Raw genomic sequence first — 20,555 nt, 5'->3', positions numbered from 1 at the left:
CTACTCCCACTCTAATGCACCTTTACACCATTCATAGATAAAACCTATAGTGAGTATTGCAAGAAATACCATCATAGACCAAAATCCACCATAGCTTATCTTAGATAAAGAAACAGCCCAAGGAAAAAGAAAAGCAATTTCTAAGTCAAATATTATAAATAATATTGAAACTAGATAAAATTTAATGTCAAAATTTTTTCTTGCACTGGATAGTGGGTTGAAGCCACACTCATATGTGGAAAGCTTTTCACCATCTGGCTTACTCACTGCAAGAAACATAGGCAATATACCTAAAGCAAAAGATACTACAATTGATACGCAGATAAAGATTACTATGGTTAAATATTCGCTCATTTAACAAAACATATAACACTATGAGTTTACATGCTTTCCTAACTTTTTACCACCTAAAATATGCACGTGAAAGTGTGGTACAACCTGCTCTCCATTTTCACCGTAGTTAGTGACTAATCTATATCCTGTTTTTTCTAGATTATATTTGTGTGCTATCTCTCTTACAGTTTTGAAGAAATCCGCTATTTCCTCTTCAGGAGCTTTTAGAATGAAATCATCATATGAAATATATTGATTTTTTGATATAACTAAAATATGAACTGGTGCGTCAGGGTACTTATCATGAAAAGCTAGTACATTTTCATTTTCATGTACCTTCTCACAAGGTAACTCACCTCTTAATATTTGAGCAAAGATGTTATCGCTATCATAAACTTCATTGCTCATATTTTAAGAGCGACCTTTCCCTCTTTCTTCGTTTTTCTCTACATTAGGTGTAGATAGTGGTTTTATCGCTTCACCAGAAGGATCTTCAAGATTTAAAGAGCTTACAAGTTCCCTTACTTTTACCATGTCCTGCTGTTCTTTCAAAAAGGGTTCTATTCCACTTACCCTTTTTCCAGTAATAACTCCTGGTTGTAAGTGATACATATCCCCAGGAACAGTTAGACTATGATGTCTTTCCTCTATTTTTTTAGCTTCACTCATAATACTCCCCTATAACTTATTTTTGCATTCCACAACTTTGCGACTTACCTGCTTTTATAGCTTCTTGCGCCCATTTTTTCTCACCTGAAGCTATAGTTTCTGAAGGCTGACCAACATCAGACTTCACAACTTTGTCTGATGACTGCTTTTGATCATCATATTCCTTATACAATTTTTCTGCAATACCATACAGCAATTTTAAGTCTGTGTGAACTTTAAATTCTCCGCCAGTAATTTTTGCTAGCTTTTTAAGGTTGCCACCAACTCCTTCAGCTCCTTCAGCAATTTTTTCAAGAGCAAGCTCTTTTATTCTTTTCTCATCAATTCCTGGATTGTTCTTTTTGATGTCTTCAATTATTTTTTTAACATCAACTTCAATTACAACTTTGTTTTCTTCTTTAAAGATAGTTACATTTGGCAGGTTTTGCTTTATTTCACCTAATCGTTCTGGCGTCAAATAGGGTATATCCCCTGTCAGAGTCCTTGATGCTAAAAAAGTTACCTTTCCTGTTCCTTTCTTTTGCTCCATTATTTGGACACCAAGATCCTCACTAGCTTGTGTGGTTTCTATAGGTGGATCATATTCTTCAAGTGGGTTGCCAATAATAGAACGTCCGCCATTTTTTATGTCGTGCCGCATTTCATCCCAGGACTTAAACCAATTCTTTGGCCATATAGGGTACACTGCACCCTTGACTAGAACTTTTACACCTCTACCCAGAAAACTTCCTACTCCCGAAGCTGCATTACCAACTTTAGCTAGTATAGAAGTAGATTTTTCATTTTTTCCTGTGAACATACATACCTCCAAGGTACTTTCTACAACTAAATACATTTTAATTATAGACGAAAAAATTTAAACTTCTATATCCATTATAAGATAGAATTATAGGGATTGCAACCATTATTTGTACATTGTCTAAAACATGTAGTATTTTCGCTACTTTTATTGTTCAATTTATTATAAAGAATACTCTCTAAATTATGTTTAAATGGAGCACAAATAATATCATTGATGCAACTGGCGGAAGAGACGTAAATGGTTGTAATTGGATACATAGCTCAAATATTTCAACGGATACAAGAAGCATAAAAAAAGGTGATTTATTTATTGCACTCAAGGGAAAGAATTTTGATGGCCATAATTTTTTGCATGAAGCGTTTTTAAAAGGGGCAGTAGCTGCAATAGTAAGTGAGGGTAAATATAAAAATTTTCCTCTCGTTATTGTACAAGATACCCTGAAAGCTTTGCACGATATGGCATCATACTATATTAGAAATGTTCTTGTTGACGCTAAAGTTATTGCAATTACAGGCAGTGTCGGGAAAACTACTACAAAGGATATGCTGCACACTGTTTTATCGCAATATGGAGTGTCCCATGCAAACGAAGGTAACTTAAATAATAATATAGGATTGCCTTTGACAATTCTAAAAGCTCCAAAAAACTGCCAGTACTTAATCCTTGAAATGGGAATGAATAAAGCTGGTGAAATAAAAGAATTATCAAAGATTAGTAATCCGAATATTGCAGTTATTACCAACATCGAACCTGCACATACTGAAAATTTTTCATCACTATTTGACGTTGCACAAGCGAAGTTAGAGATTCTGTATGGTATGAAAAATAACGGTACTTTGATTTTGAACAGAGATAATAAATATTATGATTATCTCTCATCACATGCCAATAGAAATGTAATAAGCTTCGGTAAAGATAAAAATGCTGAAGTTTGTTTGTTGGACCTAATAAGAAATGATGACGGGCTAAATTTAAAAATCAGGCTGAGTGATAATCAAACTATAAACTGTAATTTACGTGTGCAAGGTGAGCATTTTGCTTATTCGCTACTTGTTGCAGCAGCAGTTGTGCAGAGCCTCGGACTTGATTTATCAAAATTACCACTTGCACTTAAGAATTTTAGTGTAACGAAAGGTAGAGGCAATATTCATAAGGTCAAATACAATAGAAAATATATACATTTAATTGATGACTCCTATAACGCCAGCCCTGCTTCGATGAAAACTGCGATAAAAACTTTGAGTACATATTCTAATCAGAGAAAAGTAGCTTTGCTTGGTGATATATTGGAACTTGGTGATGAAAGCATAAAATTTCATACAGATCTGGTTAAGGTTATCACAGAAAATAATGTAGATAAAGTTTATACAGTTGGTAAATTTATGTTAGAATTGCATGAGTTTTTGCCAGATAATATAAGAGGCACGCATTTTAATGATTCTAATCAATTGAAAAGTGATTTAGCTAACATTATTCAGAATAATGACGCAATTCTAGTTAAAGGCTCACGAGGAATGAAAATGGATCTTATTGTACGGGAATTCGTAATAAAATATTAAGCGAAATCATTGTATTAATTTACAGTAACAAATTATTAGGAACTTTAATTGTGATAAAACGTGTAATTATTTTTGGTGGAACGGGGTTTATAGGGAAACACATCGTAAGACGCTTGGCAGCAGAAGGATATTTAATAAAGATATTCACTCGTAATCAGGAAAAAGCTGCTTGTTTAAAATTGTGTGGCAATTTAGGACAAATATCAATATTTAAAGGCGATTTTTTTGATGAAAAATCAGTTCTGGATGGTATGGAAGAATGTGATGTAGCTATAAACTTAGTGGGAATATTATATGAAGCAAAAAAGCACGATTTTTACGCTGTTCACGTTAAAATAGCTGAAAGGATAGCAAAAGCTGCAAAAATGAAAAATGTACCTATGATGATACATTTTTCTGCTATGGGAATAGAAAATAGCAAGTTGTCAAAATATGCCAAAAGTAAATTGGAAGGTGAAAAAGCTGTAACTTCAGCATTTCAAAAAGCAATAATAATTAGGCCAAGCCTTGTATTTGGTAAAGAAGACAACTTCTTTAATAAATTTGCAAGATTAGCAACTATTCTTCCTTTCTTACCACTAATTGGCAATGGAACAACTAAATTTCAGCCAATATGTGTAACAGACTTAGCTGAAGTGGTATATCGTATTATCAGTTTTAATAAGCAAGACAAGAAAATTTATAACATGGGTGGACCAAAGGTTTACTCTTTCAAAAGCTTATTGAAGTTTATTCTGAATGTTACTAACAGAAAGTGTTTGTTGATCAATGTATCTTTTCCAATGGCAAAGTTAATAGCTTTCTTTTTAGAAAATAAAATTATTTCTATGCTGCTAAAACCAATAACCGGAGATACGAACCCTATGCTTACTCAAGATCAGGTGAAAGTTATGATGAATAGTTCAATCGAAAAGTCAGTTGACCTTGAAACAATGAAGGTTCGACCATTAGCAATTGAAAATGTGGTGCCAGAGTACTTGAAGATTTATAGAAAGTATTGATAAAAGAGTGTGCCCGGTGGGATTCGAACCTACGACCCACAGCTTAGAAGGCTGTTGCTCTATCCAGCTGAGCTACGGGCACACAACATATATAAAATGCTTCTTAGTACAAGTGAAGTCAAGTACTTCGTGTGAATATGATGTTTATCTTACAAAACCTTGTCATTGCAGTTGTGTGTCGCGCGCTACCGAAATTGGATGCGAGAAGTCTATTTATTTTAGAAAATATTATATAGAAAGTTGCTTGACAAACTCCGCCAGCCCCCTTATCATGAAACTGAAGCTATTGTATTTGCTTTCGCCAATCTGCAGATTAAAAGGTAAGGATTACTTAATGTATCGGCGTCTTATGTTCAATTTTTTGCAGTATATAGATACTGTATGTCTTTACAAAACTTCATCTACATCTAGATTTTTATCTAAATAAGCTGAACGCGCTTATAAAGCGTTACAAGCAAAAAATGCCAATACTCGACAGAGATAGTAAAAGACTAGCTAACTCGGGGATTCTTTGTCTTTTTTTCTGCTTAGTAAATTTCTTAAACATTTGCAGCGTAGGTTAGTTGCAATTAAAAGCGGCTGAATCTCGCTTGTCAAGCGTTTAAAACATAAAAAACGCCAATATTTTAAAGCGGATAATAACCCCAGGGTTTCTTTTGCCTTTTTTTTCATTTGGTAAATTTCTTAATATTTATAGCTAAACAACAACCGTCATCCCGCTACGTGTTAGCGGGATCTATGCTTTGAGATACCGCGAATGAATCGCGGTATGACGGTGTAGATGATGGTTAAGTAATTCGTCATCCCGCTGCTTGTTAGCGGCTAAGAGATACCGCGAATGAATCGCGGTATGACGGTTAAGTAGGGTGTCATTCCAGTGCTCCTTTTTTTGTCATCCCAGCGTCACGCGCTGGTTTCAACATTATATCATGAACTTTCTAAAATTCATTGAACTGTGCTTTCAAACGGTAGTGCCGGGGTGTGAGTATAACGGTTATCAGTATATAAAAGTCATAGCAGACAGGCTGGAAGCAGCGAGCGCTGGTGAAGTGAAACGAATAATATTCAATATGCCTCCGCGCTCGATGAAGTCCATGTGCATAAGCGTTGCGTGGCCCGCATGGATACTGGGAAACCAACCAACTGCGAGAATAATAGTTGCAAGTTATTCTCAGCGGCTCAGCGAAAAGCACTCGCTCGACACCAGGTGCGTGATGCAGTCTAGTTGGTATAGAGCGCTATTTCCAGAGATAGAACTATCCAAAGACCAGAATACAAAATATAAATTTCAAACAGTGCAGAGAGGATACAGAATCGCAACATCAGTTGGTGGAACACTAACTGGTGAAGGTGGTGATTTTATCATTGTGGACGATCCGCTCAGTTCTGCTCAAGCTTTGAGTGAAACGCTTAGAAAGCGTGCCACAAACTGGTTTGATCAGACTTTAGTAACCAGGCTGAACGATAGAAAAAAAGGAGTCATCATTCTTGTAATGCACAGGCTACACCAGGAGGACTTAACTGGACACCTTCTCTCCAAGCCAAAAAACATATGGCATCATATTTGTTTGCCAATGATTTCTGAAAATAAGCAGGTTATTTATTCAATCAAAAAGCCAATACCTCCCGTTCCTATCATCCGAGTAGCTCAGCACTGTGCGACCAGGCGATTATATAATAAACCAGCGTCACCTGTAAGGATATTATATTCAAGAGAAGAAGGTCAGTTGTTATATCCCCTCGATGGAGGAAAAGAAGAAGTTGAGATAATAAAAGCTGAACTTGGGAGTTACGCTTTTGCTGCTCAATATCAACAAAACCCTCTGCCGCTTTCAAGTGGTATAATTAAACCAGAGTGGTTGAAACGCTATAAAAAATTTCCTGATAATCTCTCGCATATAACACAAAGTTGGGATACTGCGGTTTCAACAAGTAACATGAGCAACTTTAGTGTCTGCACCACCTGGGCAAAAATAGATAATAAATTCTATTTACTTGATGTATATCGCGCAAAGCTTGAGTATCCAAAGCTTAAAGAACAAGTTTTATCACTAGCTGCAAGATGGTCACCACACGCGATTTTGATCGAAGCCAAAACAAGTGGTCAGCAATTAGTACAAGAGCTAAAGACAAACAGTGATTTACCGATTATTGAAATAGTGCCACATGATGACAAACTCACTCGATTTTATCAAATTGTTCCGACTATAGAGTCTGGCAAGGTTTTTCTGCCGCACCAAGCAGTATGGCTGAACGATTTTGAGTATGAGATTTTAATGTTCCCAGAAACGCGCCACGACGACCAAGTGGATAGTACCGTGCAATATTTGCAGTGGGTGAGAAACAGTACCTCTAGGGTCGCAGCTTTACGGGCATTGTGATTTGAGAGCAATTTCCACAAGGGAGGATGTCATCCCAGCGCTCCTTTTTTTGTCATGCAAGTAGCTGACACTGGAATCTAGCTTCTCGTTGCTGCTGCGATCATATACTATTGTAATGAGCCTTCAAAGTCACTTAAAAATAGCAACGTCCAAGGGTTTTCTGAAAAGGTCCCACAACCCGGTTCGTAAAATTCACAAGAACCATTAAAATATTTTTTTACTTTTCATTGTATATTTCTCAACATATTATCTTTAAGTACTAAAATAATTAACAATATGGCATTATTAATAGTTGAATCACCTGCGAAAGCAAAGACAATAGGTAAATATTTGAGTAAAGAGTTCAAAGTAGCTGCATCCTTTGGACATGTGAGGGATCTTCCAGCAAAAAACGGCTCTGTCGATCCGGATAATGATTTTGCTATAAAGTATGAAACCATTGAAAAAGCAGAAAAATATATAAAAGAGCTAGTAAAAGCAGCAAGCAAAACATCAGATATATATCTTGCAACAGACCCAGACAGAGAAGGGGAAGCAATGGCTTGGCATGTGATAGAGACATTAAAAGAAAAGAAAGCAATCAATGATAAAAGCAACATTCATAGAGTAGTCTTTAATGAGATAACAAAAAGAGCAGTTCAAGAGGCTATAAAAAATCCACGTGAAATAAATATGGATTTAGTGCGTGCACAACAAGCACGTAGAGCTTTGGATTATCTAGTTGGGTTTAGTTTGTCACCACTGCTGTGGACAAAATTGTCGGGGAGCAAGTCTGCAGGACGCGTGCAGTCTGTTGCATTAAAGATTATATGCGAACGAGAAGATGAAATTAGTAAATTTATAACACAGGAGTATTGGAGCATAAAGGCAGAAATGCAAAATAGCAAAGATGAGGCTTTTTTTGCTATGCTAAGCCACTATGACAATAAAAAGCTAGAAAAATTTGATATTAAGAATGAAGAAGAAGCAAAGAACTTAGTCAGGGAGATTGAGTCAAGGCAATATGCTGTAAGCACAGTAGAACGCAAGCAAGTTAAGAGAAACCCACTTCCTCCGTTTATTACTTCAAGTCTTCAGCAAGATGCAGTGAATAAACTGTATTTTAATGTGAAAAGTGTTATGCGCATAGCGCAAAATTTATATGAAGGTATCGATATTGGTGGTGAAACTGTAGGGTTGATAACTTACATGCGTACAGATGGGTTTCATATTGCAGATGAGGCTATAAACTCAATTAGAGGGTCAATTAAGTCATTATATGGTGATAAATATTTACCGCAGTCTCCTCGTAAATATGTAAAAAAGGTCAAAAATGCTCAAGAAGCACATGAAGCAATTCGTCCAACTGATATAAGTAGAACGCCGGGTAGTATTAAGGATTATCTAACGCCAGAGCAATTTAAATTGTATGATTTAATCTGGAAAAGAACCATTGCAAGTCAAATGGAATCGGCGATCCTTGATCAAGTGGTAGTCGAAATTAGTTCTACTGACCAGAAAGTAATTCTGCGAGCAAGTGGATCAAGTATATTCTTTGATGGTTTTTATAGAGTCTATCAAGATAACATGGAAGGCGAAAATGAAGGCCTGCTACCTGCCATGAAGGAAGGGGAAGCATGCAAGCTGATTTCAGTTGAGCCAAAACAACATTTCACTCAACCGCCACCTCGTTATAGTGAAGCAAGTATCGTAAAAAAAATGGAAGAAATCGGTATAGGTCGACCATCAACTTATGCAACAATTATTTCGGTATTACAAGATCGTGAGTACGTTTCATTGGATAGCAAAAGGTTTATTCCAAGCAGTCGTGGTAAAATCGTTACTATATTTTTAGAAACTTTTTTTCAGCGTTGTGTAGAGTATGATTTCACAGCACAAATGGAAGAAAAGCTTGATTTAATTTCAAATGGACATGCAGATTGGAAAAAAGAATTAGGCCACTTTTGGGTGCCATTTTTTGGTCATGTAAACTCTGTCAAGCAAATGACGCATGATGAAGTTTTCAGCGGCATTCACGATTTGGTAATCGATTGGTTTTGTTCAGAAGAAGGAAGAAAAGAGGTGAATACGAAATGCCCTGACTGCTTAGGTGGCATATTGAAATTGAACTTTGGAAAAGCCGGGGTGTTCCTTGGATGTTCTAACTATCCTGAATGCAACCATACAAAAGAAATTACGGGCAGTAACGACAATTCAGAATATCCAAAAAGTTTAGGTGTAGATGATATAACAAACCAAGAAGTGATGATCAAAAAGGGTCCTTTTGGACTTTATCTGGAGTTTAATAACGAGTTAAAAAAGAAAAAAACGGTTTCCATACCAAAAGATATAAATGTTAATGAGATTGATCTGAGCACCGCTACTCAGTTACTTTCCTTGCCAAAAGTAATCGGAGAACACCCTGAAACCGGAAAGGAAATAAAAATAGGCCTTGGGCGATTTGGGTACTATATTTTCTATGATGGTAAATACTTTTCTCTTAAGAAAAGCTCCAAAGAGGTGCTGAATACAGAATTGAGCGAAGTTGTACAAATTATTGCAAACAGTCCACGCAAAGAGTTAAAATCTCTCGGGGTTAATGAAAAGGGAAAAGAAGTTTTTATCTGCAACGGTAGGTACGGATTCTATATAAAATGCGGTAAAACAAACGTTGCTTTGGGCAAGAGTGCAGATATTGAAAGTATAGATTTGGAGAAGGCTTTAGAGTTGATTAAGGGCAAGAAATAGACTTCTTGCATAACCATTATCTACGTTAAAAATCAGCTTTTTTGTCATTCCAGCGTGTGACGCTGGAATCTAGAAAAAAAGAACCTGGATGCCAGTGTCTGGGCACTGGCATGACACCCTTTCTGGTAGAGGTTGCTCTCAAATCACAACGTGCATACAACTGCAGCAGTATGATGTTTTATTTATTATAGCTATAACACTGAAGTTTACAATCAGAACAAACCACCTGGCCACGTGGAACTGATTTCAGTTTATCAGTTGAAACTTGATTTGAGCAGAATATGCATTTTATTGTGTTGCTTGGAGTAAGTGAGTTATCAACAGCAATTCTATCATCAAAAACAAAACATTCTCCTTTCCAATTACCATTTTTATTATAAGTTTTTTCAAGGTAAGAAAGAATGCCGCCTTTAAGATGGTAAACATCACTAAATCCAAGGCTTTTCATATATGCTGTAGATTTTTCGCATCTAATCCCACCAGTGCAGTACATAGCCACTTTCAGGTTTTTACTCTCAGAAAATGACTCTGTCCACTGAGGAAACTCACGGAAACATTGTGTGTGTGGATTAATTGCATTCTTAAACTTGCCTAATTTCACTTCATACTCGTTTCGTGTATCTATTACTAAAACGTCAGGTTGAGAAGTAAAATCATCCCAATGCTCTGGATCAACATATTTACCCTTAAGGGAAATATCAAGATTGCTTACACCAAGATTCACAATCTCTCTTTTTAATTTTACCTTCATCTTGCTAAATGGTTGATATTCTGCTGCACTCTCTTTCCATGTAAGGTCCCTTAGCCTATAATCAGAACATAGAAAATCGAATATTTTATCAATTGCGTTTCTTTCACCAGATATTGTTGCATTAACACCCTCTTCTGCAAGGAGTATAGTGCCCTTTAACTCAACGTTGTTGCATGCAGCTTTTATTTCGTCTTTCATGTCATAATAATTAGAGAGTTCTACAAAGTGATAGAAAGTTGCAATGACGAAGCTCATGATTATTCACTTATCAACTAAAAACATGATATACAAAATTATAAAGATATTCAATAGTACGGCTGTTAATTACTGGATATCTTCAGTTTTTACATATAACATTTTAATATAAAATATAGATTCAAATTAATGTTTTTAAGAGTATTTAAAAATATATTCTTATTTCTAGTAAGTATATTATTCGTCTGTCCAATATTATCATTAATATCAATTCTATTTACAGATACAGCAAATTCCGGATGGGTAATCAGCACACTTTTCCCTGAATATATACTGAGTACGTTAATTTTGATGATAGGAGTGGGGGGAATATCTTTCATATTTGGAGTAATTCCAGCTTGGCTCACCACATTTTTTTCATTTCCTGGAAGTAAAATTTTTGAGATTGCTTTGTTCTTTCCGATATCGATTCCTGGATATATAGTAGCGTTCGTCTATGTAAATACGCTAGAGTTTTCAGGTCCGGTGCAGAGCTCATTAAGAGACATTTTAGAGTGGAGCAAAGGTGACTATTGGTTTCCTGAAATAAAATCCCTAGGTGGTGGAATATTAGTAATGGGATTCAGCCTATATCCATACGTTTATATGTTAGTCCGCTCAAGTCTAAAGAATGTTAGTAACTCAGTCACTATTGCGTCAACACTTGGGTTCTCCTCATTGAAGAGCCTGTTTTCTGTCATCATACCCTCCATACGCCCATCGATTATAGCTGGGTTGTCTTTGGTACTAATGGAAGTAATTACAGATTTCGGCACACCACAGTTTCTTGCTATCGATACTTTTACGACAGGAATATATCGCACCTGGTTTTTACTGCATGACAAATATTCAACTACTGTTTTAGCAGTTGCAGAGTTGATTTTCGTTGCAACACTAATAGCTATCGAAAAAAAACTACAAAAAAAAGGAATATCCTACTCTTCAATCAATACTAATTCAGATTATCACAACAAACGGAGTATAAGTGGCACTATACCATTGATCTTTGCTTATCTTATGTGTGTATTGCCGATATTAATAGGTTTTATTTTGCCAATGATTCCGCTCATATATTGGAGCATAGAGAAGGGGTTTTTCATATATGAAGCAAGATTCTATAACATAATAGCAAATAGCGTTAGTTTATCATTCATCACTGCACTAATCTCAATTAGCATTGCAATAATTATTGGATATACGGCGCGTAAAAATAAGGTAATCAATAATGTAGCACGTCTCATTTCTTTAGGCTACGCAATTCCAAATGCAATTATCGCAATTAGCATAATAATATTTTTAAGCAGAATATCCTCTTTCATTACTCAATATATTGTGGAAATTAGCTTGGTAGGAACTATTGGCGCATTAGTTTACTCATATTTATTTCGTTTTTTTGCTATATCTTTCAAGGCGGTAGAGTCAGGGCTCAAAAAAACACCAAATGAAATTGAGTGGACTGCATATACTATGGGTCATGGACCTATTTCCACATGTTTGAATGTTCATATCCCTCTCATCAAGAAGAGTATATTATCGGGATTTTTGCTCGTATTTATGGATACTATCAAAGAGCTCACAGCAACACTTATTATAAGACCATTTAATTTTGAAACTATATCAACTAGAATATATGAACTTGTAAGCGATGAGCGCTATAGAGAAGCTGCCCCATTTTCGTTAATAATAGTTATAATAGGCTTAATCTCTACAATAACCTTATTTACACTTGATGATAAGGATAAAAAATAAACGTAACCGTTCACAGATTTCCACTTAATTCTTCAATCTCACTAATAGAAAGGCCAGTAAACTTGACAATAGTGTTGACATCAACATTATTAGCCAGCATTGCTTTTGCGACTTCAATTTTCCCTTCCTCTTTACCAATTTTTTTGCCTTTTTCAGTAGCAAGATCAAGTCTGTATTCAAGAATGGCTTCTTCTTTGCGTAGATCCATTATCCTTTCTTCATAGGCTACTAAATCTTTTTCGTTCCAACGAAACTTGTCTAACTCATCATACGCCAGCTTTATTATTGGTGCTTTTTCTGCTATCTCTTTTAAGTCCTCTTCTGTTGTTTCTTCTGCATATTTAAAAAAGAAACACCACCTTTCTATTGTACTTTCTAGCTGCTCTACTTTACTTTTTGAAAATTTGGGCAATTCTATAAAGATAAATTGAAAATCTTTTAAGTAATGGCCGTTAGTTTTTATATCACGTATATTGTGAGTAGAAATATAATCAACTTCTTCAGGAAGTAAGTTACAATTTGATATAGCAATAAAGAAGACTTTCTTTAAATCAATGTAGTTGCCAGATTTATCTAATTGTCTTGAGTAGGCTTTAGCGGCATATAATTGAGCGCGTTTTTCGAAGCCCTTGTCTCTAGCGAGCTGCATTTCTGCTATATATCTATTTCCGTGAGAATCCTTGCAGAGAACATCAACAATACTTTGTTTATCAGAGGCAACTTCGGGATCCATAATAGTGCTAAGAAACTCAACTTCTTGTATTGCATTTATCTCAGTAAACCCTAAAATATCGTTCAAAAAGTGGATCAGGATATTCTTATTTTTTTTCGTTCCAAAGATTTTTTTGAAACACAAATCATTGCGAGGATCGAGAAATTTTGAAAGAGCCATGGCAAAAATGCTTGAAAATATTAATAATTATACACTATTATTAACAATTATTCAACCATATTTTTGAAGATAGCTAGTTTCTGTATTTATTTTAAATTGAAGAAAGCTCAAATGAAAGATCGTGCTTTGCTAAAAATCACAGAATGCAGTCTGGTTACAAATAAACTATTTTGACAGTTAATGGGGTCTAGTTTTGATGTATGGACTATCCAAAGAAAAGGGTGGTATCATAACTTCAAAAACTTTTATGCTTTCTTCATTCAGAAATTCATACTTACCCTGCATTATTCCTGACGGTACATTTAAGTATGTTCCACTTGTGTATTTAAATACCTCTCCAGATTTTATCACAGGTTGTTCTCCGATAACACCAACTCCGGCAATTTCATTTACTTTTCCCTTATAATCTATTGTTTGCCAATGACGACTTAACAATTGAATAGTTGATTGGCTTTTGTTTTTTATCTTAACGTTATACATCCATACATAGCAATTTTCATAAGGAATGGATTGCTCTTCAATATAAATTGGTAAAACTGTAACTTCAACAAAGTTGGTAGTTAGTGTGTATTCTATCATTATAAAATATTCATGATAAGAAAATAGTATCTTAATTATATACTTTTTTCATAGATTTTTCAAGTATACTTTAATTAGGAAGTATCAATTTATAGTATGAATGAACCAGATGCGCTTAGCAAAAAAGTAATAGGAATAATAGGTGGTGGACAATTAGGTAAAATGACTGCTATCGCTGCAACAAAACTTGGACAAAAAACACATGTTTTTGCCAGTGCTAAAGACGATCCGGCTTGCTCTGTTGCTGATGATTTCACAATAGCAGATTTCTCTAATAAGAAAGCTCTTGAATCTTTTGCACAGAGTGTGGATTTAGTTACTATTGAGTCTGAAAATATTCCATGTAGTGCAATTGATATCGATGTAAATTTCTATCCGGGTAAAAAAGCGTTACACATTTCGCAGAACAGACTGAGAGAAAAGGATTTTATTAAAAACTTGGGTATAAAAACTGCTAACTATAAGAGTATACAAAATTATAATGAGCTACTGAAAAGCAGTAGAGCTTTTGGCTATCCAACAAGGCTGAAAACAACAGAAATGGGTTATGATGGAAAAGGGCAATATGTGCTTGAGAATGATTCTGAAGTGAAGCAATTTGCTTCCTTTGATTGGAATACAGAGTACATTCTTGAAGCAAGTGTTGATCTACTGAAAGAGGTTTCAATAGTCGTTGCAAGAGATAAAAACGGTAAAGTAGCTTTTTTTCCTATAGCAGAAAATTACCACGTTGATGGAATACTTGACACTTCAACAGTGCCAGCTAAAATAGATAGTAAATTAACTCAAGAGGTACAACGAGCTGCAAAGAAAATAGCAAATGCGCTTGATGTAATAGGAATTCTGGCTATTGAATTTTTTGTTACTAAGGATAACGAATTGTTAGTTAATGAACTAGCTCCCAGACCTCACAATTCTTGCCACTGGAGCTTGGATGCATGTAACGTTAGTCAATTTGAACAGCTAGTTAGGATAATATGCGGGTTACCTATGCAGGAAGTAGTATTACGCTTTCCTTGTATGACGAAAAATATAATAGGTAATGATATATATGATTCTCATAAGTATTTGAGCAACGAAAAAGCTAGTTTAACCATATATGGGAAAAAAGAGGTTAGGGATAAGCGTAAAATGGGACATGTCAATATAGATTTAAGTTAACAGTTTTTCTACGTCATACCGCCACAACTGTACGAACATTGTGATATGATGAGATGTTACATAGTAAACGGTGTCATTCTAGCACCTCTTTTCCCGTCATCCCGCTGCTTGTTAGCGGGATCTCATTTCACTTTGTGAAGGTGTCATCCCAGCACCTCTTTTCCCGTCATTCCGCTGCTTGTTAGCGGGATCTCATTTTACTTTATGAGGGTGTCATCCGAGTAGCCCCTTTCTCGTCATCCCGCTGCTTGTTAGCGGGATCTCATTTCACTTTATGAAGGTGTCATCCGAGTAGCCTGACTACTTGGATCCAGGAATTTTATTAAGTTGGTAAGCATAAAAGTGGCTGATCTTATGTTAAAACACAACGTTCTTGATGAGATTACAGCAAGGCTGGATTCCAGCGTCAGCTACTTGAATGACAGCAGTCCTACGTCATGCCGCCGCGGTATCTCTAGATCCCGCTAACACGTAGCGGGATGACGGTTGTCGTTTAGCCATAAATGTTTAAGAAATTTACCAAACGAAAAAAAAGGCAAAAGAAGCCCCGTGGTTGGCTAGTTACTTACATTATACTTTCAAGTATGGCGTTTTTTTATTCTAAACGTTTAATAACCGCGATTCATCTGCTTTTAAGCCGCAACTAATCTAAATTATAAACATTAAGAAATTTACTAAACAGAAAAAAAGGCAAAGAAAACCTAGGGTAGCTAATTACTCACTATCCATTTTTTAAGTTGGCGTTTTTTGATGTTTTAAATGCTTTATAAGCGCATTTTAGCTTGTATAGCTAGAAATTTGATAAAGACATAAGGTGCACATAGTGCAAAAAATTAAACATGAGACGCCAAATACGTTGAGTTTTTTTGTCATTTAATCTGTACAGAGAAGATAAATAAATAGCTTCAGTTTCATGATAAGGGGGCTGGCGAAGGGTGTCAAGTAAGTTTTTTCGTTTCTATTTCCAATAAAAGTTTGTATGCAATAACACAGAAGCATGCACTGCTATTCCTTCATTTCTTCCAATATAACCTAATTTCTCTGCAGTGGTTGCTTTGATATTTACAAATTCATCATCAATTTCTAATGCTTTTGATATGAATTTCTTCATTTCTACTTTGTAAGGCGATATTTTAGGCTCTTCACAAACTATAGTAATATCTAAATTAGACACGCTGTACCCTTTTTCTTTTGCTTTTTTAGCAGCAAAGTCAAGAAAGTGAGATGAATTGCAATCTTTCCATTCAGAGGAACTAGGAGGAAAGTGCTCTCCTATGTCGCCACATCCCAGTGCTCCGAGTATTGCATCAACGATTGCATGTATTGCAACATCACCATCAGAGTGCGCTTCTATTGCCATGTTGTGTTCAATTTTCACACCGCAAATTTTTATAAAGCTTTCAGCACCATTTTGAACTTTAATGAACTTATGTATATCATAACCGGCTCCGACACGAAATTTTGGCTCTTCAAAAAGAAGCTTTGCCATATTGATATCCTCTTTTGTGGTTAACTTAAAATTGCTTTTCTCACCTTTAATAATCGCAACATGTTTTTTGTGCTCTACCATTAGTGATGAATCGTCAGTAAATTCTTTGACTGATTGATGGCATGATAATAATTCTTTGAAATTAAAAATTTGAGGGGTTTGTATGGCTCTGAGCTTTCCTCTTGAAATCGTAGATTCAATAAAACTATTACTCACCAATGACATAGTGTCTTCAACTTCTATTGCTGGAACTACTCCTGTATATTGATCATTAATCATAGATTCAACCAAGTTATCTATCAGAACATCTGACACAAAAGGCCTACAAGCATCGTGTATAACTACAAAATCTGGGTTAATTTTTTGTAAGCTTTCAAGCCCTAGTTTAACTGAACTTTGCCTGTTTTCTCCTCCGTATACAGGGCTTAGTAATTTAGTGTCTGTAATTAGTGATATAGCTTTCTCATAGAAACTTTCATGGTCTCTATTAATTGCTATTCTTATGTAATCTATATATTGGTTAGCCAGAAATCTTTTAATTGTATGAAATAAAACAGATTTACCTGCCAGTTTTATATATTGCTTAGGAATCGTAGAATTGCATCTACTGCCTACTCCCGCTGCAACTATTAATGCTGCTATTTTGTATTTCTTAGCGCACATATTTCTTTTTGTAGAAGCTTTCCTCTCTATCCAAGATTCTTTCCGAAAAATAAAATTTCTGACATCATATAAAAGTTACTTCCCCTATTAACTAGCATAATTATAATAGCAAAAGAGATATTTAGAGAGCTCAAAATCTATCTTTGCCTGCGGATTAAACAACTAAATTTTAGTAAAAAACGATAGTATTACAAATCGTAAAATACTTTCAACATAGGAAAAATAAATTGCATATTTTTCAGTAAATTAGCTATGCTAAACACATGCAAAAACGTCATATAACTATTTGTTTCATACTGCTTTTTATAATAGGGATGTTATTCCTGATGCGTCCTATGATTTTTCCATGTTTAATATCTATTATTATTGCATATTTGTTTAATCCGCTAGTAGTCAAGTTTGAAAAGTATAGAATACCACGTTCATGTTCTGTAATTTTTATAATACTTATTTTATTAATAGCTTTTATACTAGTCATAACATTTGTTTTACCTATTATATATGTTCAAATTACTTCAATATTAAATTTCTTAGTGAGTAAAGTGCCTTCATTAAAGCTTAAAGTAATCCCCTCTGTATTAGAATTTCTTAATATGAAAATCGAGGATAGCTTATTTGATCATTTATCTAAAAATCTAGCAGAAAATTACAGCAACTATGTATCTTATTTCATGAATGCTCTTGATATTGCTAGTAACTTTATAATCCAAGTGTTAAGTTCAAGCTTTAACACGGTATCATTAATGGTGATTACTCCTGTAGTGTTTTTCTATATATTACGTGATTGGCCTTTAATTATAGAAAAAGCTAGTAAATTAATCCCTATTCCTTACAGAGGAAAAATTGCAGATTATTTTTCCAAAGTGGATTTCATTATATCTAATTATCTAAAGGGGCAGGTAAATGTATGTATTGTCATGATGGTCTTTTACTCTGTGAGCCTGAGCATAATCGGATTGGAACACTCTATTGTTATTGGAATTTTATCAGGAATGTTAACGTTCATACCTTACGTAGGGCCATTATTATATACCATTATTGGGTTTTTGAGCGCTATCACTCAATTTAGTGGATGGTTTGAAAGTGCTGCTGTTTTGCTATTATTTGGTGTTGGACAATTAATAGATTCAAATATATTAGTTCCTTTATTAATAGGAAAAAAAGTTCATATACATCCAACTGTAATTATTCTGGGAATTACTATATGCGCTTCATATTTTGGATTTACAGGTATATTACTTTTTATTCCAATAATAGCAATGTTCAATGTATCAGTAGAATATGCAATCAATAAATATTTTAAAAGTGAGCTTTATAAAAACGGCTAACAGACCTTTTGCATAATCAATTTATGGTAAGAGGAGAAATGAGCCCAGAATACCTGACACATTTGAGGAGCGTAAGTAAATTTCTGCGCAAAAATTACTACCAGAAAGAGGTTACGTAAGAGGTTCAACGTGCAATTAAATTTATTTAACAACAATCAAGCTGATTATAGCCGGCAAAATTACATCATCTTAGATGAAAATAAGCACGTATATAATTCGGTAGTTAATGATTTATCTTGGAAATGTCTGATTCTTTTTGGACCTAAAAGCTCCGGTAAAACTCATCTTGCTCATATTTGGCAATCAATAAACGATGCAATCTTTATCAATGTGAATAACTTCGTAAGCGAGATTAGGTATAGCGATGCTTTTATTTTAGAAGACGTACAAAACATTAAAGATGAAGCAATGTTATTACATTGTTACAATTACATGAAAGAAAACGACAAGAGGCTGCTAATCACTTCTTCAATTTCACCAAAAAAGCTTAACTTCAAACTAAGAGATTTAAGTTCTCGAATATTATCAACTATCAGCGTAAAAATTTTGCCTGCAAGCGAGGAATTATTAAGAATTATGCTAATAAAACGATTTTCAGATAAACAGTTAAAAATTGATTTAAAAGTGATTAATTATATTTTAGCAAGAATAGAACGTTCTTTCTATAGCATTGATAAAATTATAGAAAAGATAGATAATGAATCTATAGGGTCAAATGTGACCGTTCCTTTTATTAGCACTTTATTAAAAAAAGATGCCATTTGATTTCTTCTTTTGTAAAGGTGTATATTAAAAATTTATTAACACCCATAACACTAACGTAATTGGAATCTCTATCTGTCCATGTTAGAATTATAATCAATGTTATGTTATAATAAATATAGATAGATACAGCTAAGAAGTATTCTATATTTATAGTAGAGCTCACTTTATAAGGTGTTTTTTATAGATTTAACGTTATAATTTAACTATGATAAGAGTAAGATTAAATTTAAGAAAAAGGTTAAAGCAAAAGTTTGTGATGTTCACTTTATTGATAAATGCTTTATTTGTCTCATATTTTCTCATAAGAAACACAGGGAACACTTCTAATCAAATTATAGCCAAAGAAATAAATATAGGAACTGATAATGAAAAATAAACAGTCGCAAAATAAAAAAGAAAATCTTTACATAACATATTACATAGATGCTTTAGCTTCAGAGAGGTCCGCTGCACAAAATACTCTGGAAAGTTATCGTTCGGATTTACACCAGTTTGAAGAATTTTTATTGGAAAGCGGCACTACCTTGGTTGGTGTAAACAAAACCAATATTAAAGATTATGTGAAATCTTTATGTACACAAAAAAAATATAAAAGTAGCTCTATATCAAGAAAAATATCCGCTATGAAAAATTTTTACAAGTGTCTATTTAATGACGGAATAATAGATTTTAATCCAGCGCCGGCTAATGATGCTGAATTAAAGAATCCAAAAGTTTCTCGTCCTTTGCCTAAGTATTTAAGTGTCGAAGAAATATTTTTGCTAATGGACACAGTGAGAAAATCAGCAAGCGAATCGAATAAAGAGATAAGCAGTAAAAGGCTATGTGCGATTTTAGATATCCTTTACTCTTCTGGAATGCGTGTTTCTGAACTAATTAGTATGAAATTATGTGAAGTGTCACATTTAATAAACAGTAATAACAAAGAATGCTATATAATAATAAAAGGAAAAAGTGGTAGAGAGAGGCAAATTCTTTTTAATGAACAAGCATTGCAGAGCCTTAGAAATTATTTATCAGTTCGTGATAATCTGATCTCTAAAGAAAAGGAATCCGATTGGCTATTCCCAGGTGATAAACCTAATAAACCAATTACAAGGCAGAGGGTCGGTCAATTAATGAAGGATTTGGCAAGAAAATGCAATATTGATGAAAATAAGATCTCTCCACACGTGATTAGGCATTCTTTTGCTACCCATCTACTAAATAGCGGAGCAAATATTGTGTTGATACAGAAAGTTCTTGGCCATACTAACCTTTCTACAACACAAATATATACTCATATTGCTAACGAAAAGTTAAAGGACAAATTAGCTGATTCGCATCCTATTACTCAGATGATCAATAATTAAATTTATTGTTTTTAATTTGTAATAAAGTTAAATTTAAATAAATTTATGTGAGTTTGTGATTTCAAGTTTATTGTTTAATTTCTTTCTTATATTATGGGAGGTATTCTATACTTTCATTAC

General features: G+C 34.4%; 19 protein-coding genes and 1 tRNA gene. 11 read left to right on the top strand and 9 right to left on the bottom strand.

The window, feature by feature from the left end:
• From OPR50_RS07480 to OPR50_RS07465, 4 genes are read right to left on the bottom strand one after another with little or no spacing between them, the layout of a single operon-like run.
• Entirely contained in the window at nt 1–354 is a 354-nt protein-coding gene (locus OPR50_RS07480; RefSeq protein ID WP_006279576.1) for an NADH-quinone oxidoreductase subunit A, read from the bottom strand.
• 18 nt (nt 355–372) lie between these two features.
• On the bottom strand, nt 373–741 hold the full coding sequence (locus tag OPR50_RS07475; RefSeq protein WP_010082356.1) for an HIT domain-containing protein: 369 nt from the start codon (nt 739–741) through the stop codon (nt 373–375).
• Nucleotides 742–744: 3 nt separating this feature from the next.
• Entirely contained in the window at nt 745–1,002 is a 258-nt protein-coding gene (locus tag OPR50_RS07470) for a hypothetical protein (RefSeq protein ID WP_264339546.1), read from the bottom strand.
• A gap of 16 nt (nt 1,003–1,018) precedes the next feature.
• Nucleotides 1,019–1,801 carry a hypothetical protein gene (locus OPR50_RS07465; RefSeq protein WP_155969270.1) on the bottom strand — a complete coding sequence of 261 codons (783 nt, stop codon included), beginning with the start codon at nt 1,799–1,801 and terminating at the stop codon, nt 1,019–1,021.
• A 185-nt stretch (nt 1,802–1,986) separates the two neighbouring features.
• Between OPR50_RS07465 and OPR50_RS07460 the strand changes: the two genes are divergently transcribed.
• Together OPR50_RS07460 and OPR50_RS07455 are read left to right on the top strand one after the other, a co-directional pair.
• Nucleotides 1,987–3,363: a UDP-N-acetylmuramoyl-tripeptide--D-alanyl-D-alanine ligase gene (locus OPR50_RS07460; protein ID WP_265024020.1), complete on the top strand. Its 1,377-nt coding sequence runs from the start codon at nt 1,987–1,989 to the stop codon at nt 3,361–3,363.
• A gap of 50 nt (nt 3,364–3,413) precedes the next feature.
• Nucleotides 3,414–4,364, top strand: coding sequence for a complex I NDUFA9 subunit family protein (locus OPR50_RS07455; protein ID WP_264339548.1), 951 nt, complete (start codon nt 3,414–3,416; stop codon nt 4,362–4,364).
• Nucleotides 4,365–4,372: 8 nt separating this feature from the next.
• Here the strand turns inward: OPR50_RS07455 and OPR50_RS07450 are convergent.
• Nucleotides 4,373–4,446: transfer RNA gene (locus OPR50_RS07450), tRNA-Arg, on the bottom strand.
• A gap of 847 nt (nt 4,447–5,293) precedes the next feature.
• Between OPR50_RS07450 and terL the strand changes: the two genes are divergently transcribed.
• The 3 genes from terL to topA all read left to right on the top strand — a co-directional run bounded on the left by terL (nt 5,294) and on the right by topA (nt 9,472).
• Nucleotides 5,294–6,745, top strand: a complete 1,452-nt coding sequence (gene terL, locus OPR50_RS07445) for a phage terminase large subunit (RefSeq protein ID WP_265024019.1) — start codon at nt 5,294–5,296, stop codon at nt 6,743–6,745.
• 99 nt (nt 6,746–6,844) lie between these two features.
• Complete coding sequence (locus OPR50_RS08965; RefSeq protein WP_419198969.1) at nt 6,845–6,934, top strand: hypothetical protein; 90 nt, start codon at nt 6,845–6,847, stop codon at nt 6,932–6,934.
• Between the two features lie 87 nt (nt 6,935–7,021).
• Nucleotides 7,022–9,472 carry a type I DNA topoisomerase gene (gene topA / locus OPR50_RS07440; protein ID WP_265024018.1) on the top strand — a complete coding sequence of 817 codons (2,451 nt, stop codon included), beginning with the start codon at nt 7,022–7,024 and terminating at the stop codon, nt 9,470–9,472.
• A 178-nt stretch (nt 9,473–9,650) separates the two neighbouring features.
• Here topA and trhO read toward each other — a convergent pair whose 3' ends face one another.
• The gene (gene trhO, locus OPR50_RS07435) at nt 9,651–10,478 is read right to left on the bottom strand and encodes an oxygen-dependent tRNA uridine(34) hydroxylase TrhO (RefSeq protein WP_265024017.1); all 828 of its coding nucleotides are present in this window, start codon (nt 10,476–10,478) and stop codon (nt 9,651–9,653) included.
• A 129-nt stretch (nt 10,479–10,607) separates the two neighbouring features.
• On the opposite strand from trhO, the gene OPR50_RS07430 reads away from it, so the two are divergent.
• Entirely contained in the window at nt 10,608–12,206 is a 1,599-nt protein-coding gene (locus OPR50_RS07430; RefSeq protein ID WP_182309659.1) for an ABC transporter permease, read from the top strand.
• 10 nt (nt 12,207–12,216) lie between these two features.
• Here the strand turns inward: OPR50_RS07430 and OPR50_RS07425 are convergent, their stop codons facing one another.
• Both OPR50_RS07425 and apaG read right to left on the bottom strand, forming a co-directional pair.
• Nucleotides 12,217–13,098, bottom strand: a complete 882-nt coding sequence (locus OPR50_RS07425; RefSeq protein ID WP_265024016.1) for an Rpn family recombination-promoting nuclease/putative transposase — start codon at nt 13,096–13,098, stop codon at nt 12,217–12,219.
• Nucleotides 13,099–13,275: 177 nt separating this feature from the next.
• Complete coding sequence (apaG, locus tag OPR50_RS07420) at nt 13,276–13,677, bottom strand: Co2+/Mg2+ efflux protein ApaG (RefSeq protein ID WP_265024015.1); 402 nt, start codon at nt 13,675–13,677, stop codon at nt 13,276–13,278.
• A 96-nt stretch (nt 13,678–13,773) separates the two neighbouring features.
• On the opposite strand from apaG, the gene OPR50_RS07415 reads away from it, so the two are divergent.
• The gene (locus OPR50_RS07415; RefSeq protein ID WP_264339552.1) at nt 13,774–14,838 is read left to right on the top strand and encodes a 5-(carboxyamino)imidazole ribonucleotide synthase; all 1,065 of its coding nucleotides are present in this window, start codon (nt 13,774–13,776) and stop codon (nt 14,836–14,838) included.
• Nucleotides 14,839–15,796: 958 nt separating this feature from the next.
• Here the strand turns inward: OPR50_RS07415 and OPR50_RS07410 are convergent.
• Complete coding sequence (locus tag OPR50_RS07410) at nt 15,797–16,990, bottom strand: bifunctional 2-C-methyl-D-erythritol 4-phosphate cytidylyltransferase/2-C-methyl-D-erythritol 2,4-cyclodiphosphate synthase (protein ID WP_010963060.1); 1,194 nt, start codon at nt 16,988–16,990, stop codon at nt 15,797–15,799.
• Between the two features lie 263 nt (nt 16,991–17,253).
• Here OPR50_RS07410 and OPR50_RS07405 point away from each other — a divergent pair, with 263 nt between their 5' ends.
• The 4 genes from OPR50_RS07405 to OPR50_RS07390 all read left to right on the top strand — a co-directional run bounded on the left by OPR50_RS07405 (nt 17,254) and on the right by OPR50_RS07390 (nt 20,435).
• A complete protein-coding gene (locus OPR50_RS07405) occupies nt 17,254–18,318 on the top strand; it encodes an AI-2E family transporter (RefSeq protein ID WP_151808091.1) in 1,065 nt (354 codons plus the stop codon).
• 129 nt (nt 18,319–18,447) lie between these two features.
• Nucleotides 18,448–19,083, top strand: coding sequence for a DnaA ATPase domain-containing protein (locus OPR50_RS07400; protein WP_006280257.1), 636 nt, complete (start codon nt 18,448–18,450; stop codon nt 19,081–19,083).
• A gap of 205 nt (nt 19,084–19,288) precedes the next feature.
• Nucleotides 19,289–19,459 (top strand): hypothetical protein, encoded by a 171-nt coding sequence (locus OPR50_RS07395; RefSeq protein WP_007549057.1) that lies wholly within the window; start codon nt 19,289–19,291, stop codon nt 19,457–19,459.
• The gene (locus OPR50_RS07390; protein ID WP_265024014.1) at nt 19,449–20,435 is read left to right on the top strand and encodes a tyrosine recombinase; all 987 of its coding nucleotides are present in this window, start codon (nt 19,449–19,451) and stop codon (nt 20,433–20,435) included. The genes OPR50_RS07395 and OPR50_RS07390 overlap by 11 nt, the downstream gene beginning before the upstream one ends.
• Nucleotides 20,436–20,555: the final 120 nt, after the last annotated feature.

Origin of the sequence: Wolbachia endosymbiont (group A) of Epagoge grotiana (assembly GCF_947251775.1) — a bacterium.
Taxonomy (GTDB): Bacteria; Pseudomonadota; Alphaproteobacteria; order Rickettsiales; family Anaplasmataceae; genus Wolbachia; species Wolbachia pipientis.
This window is presented reverse-complemented; position numbering and strand designations above follow the sequence as displayed.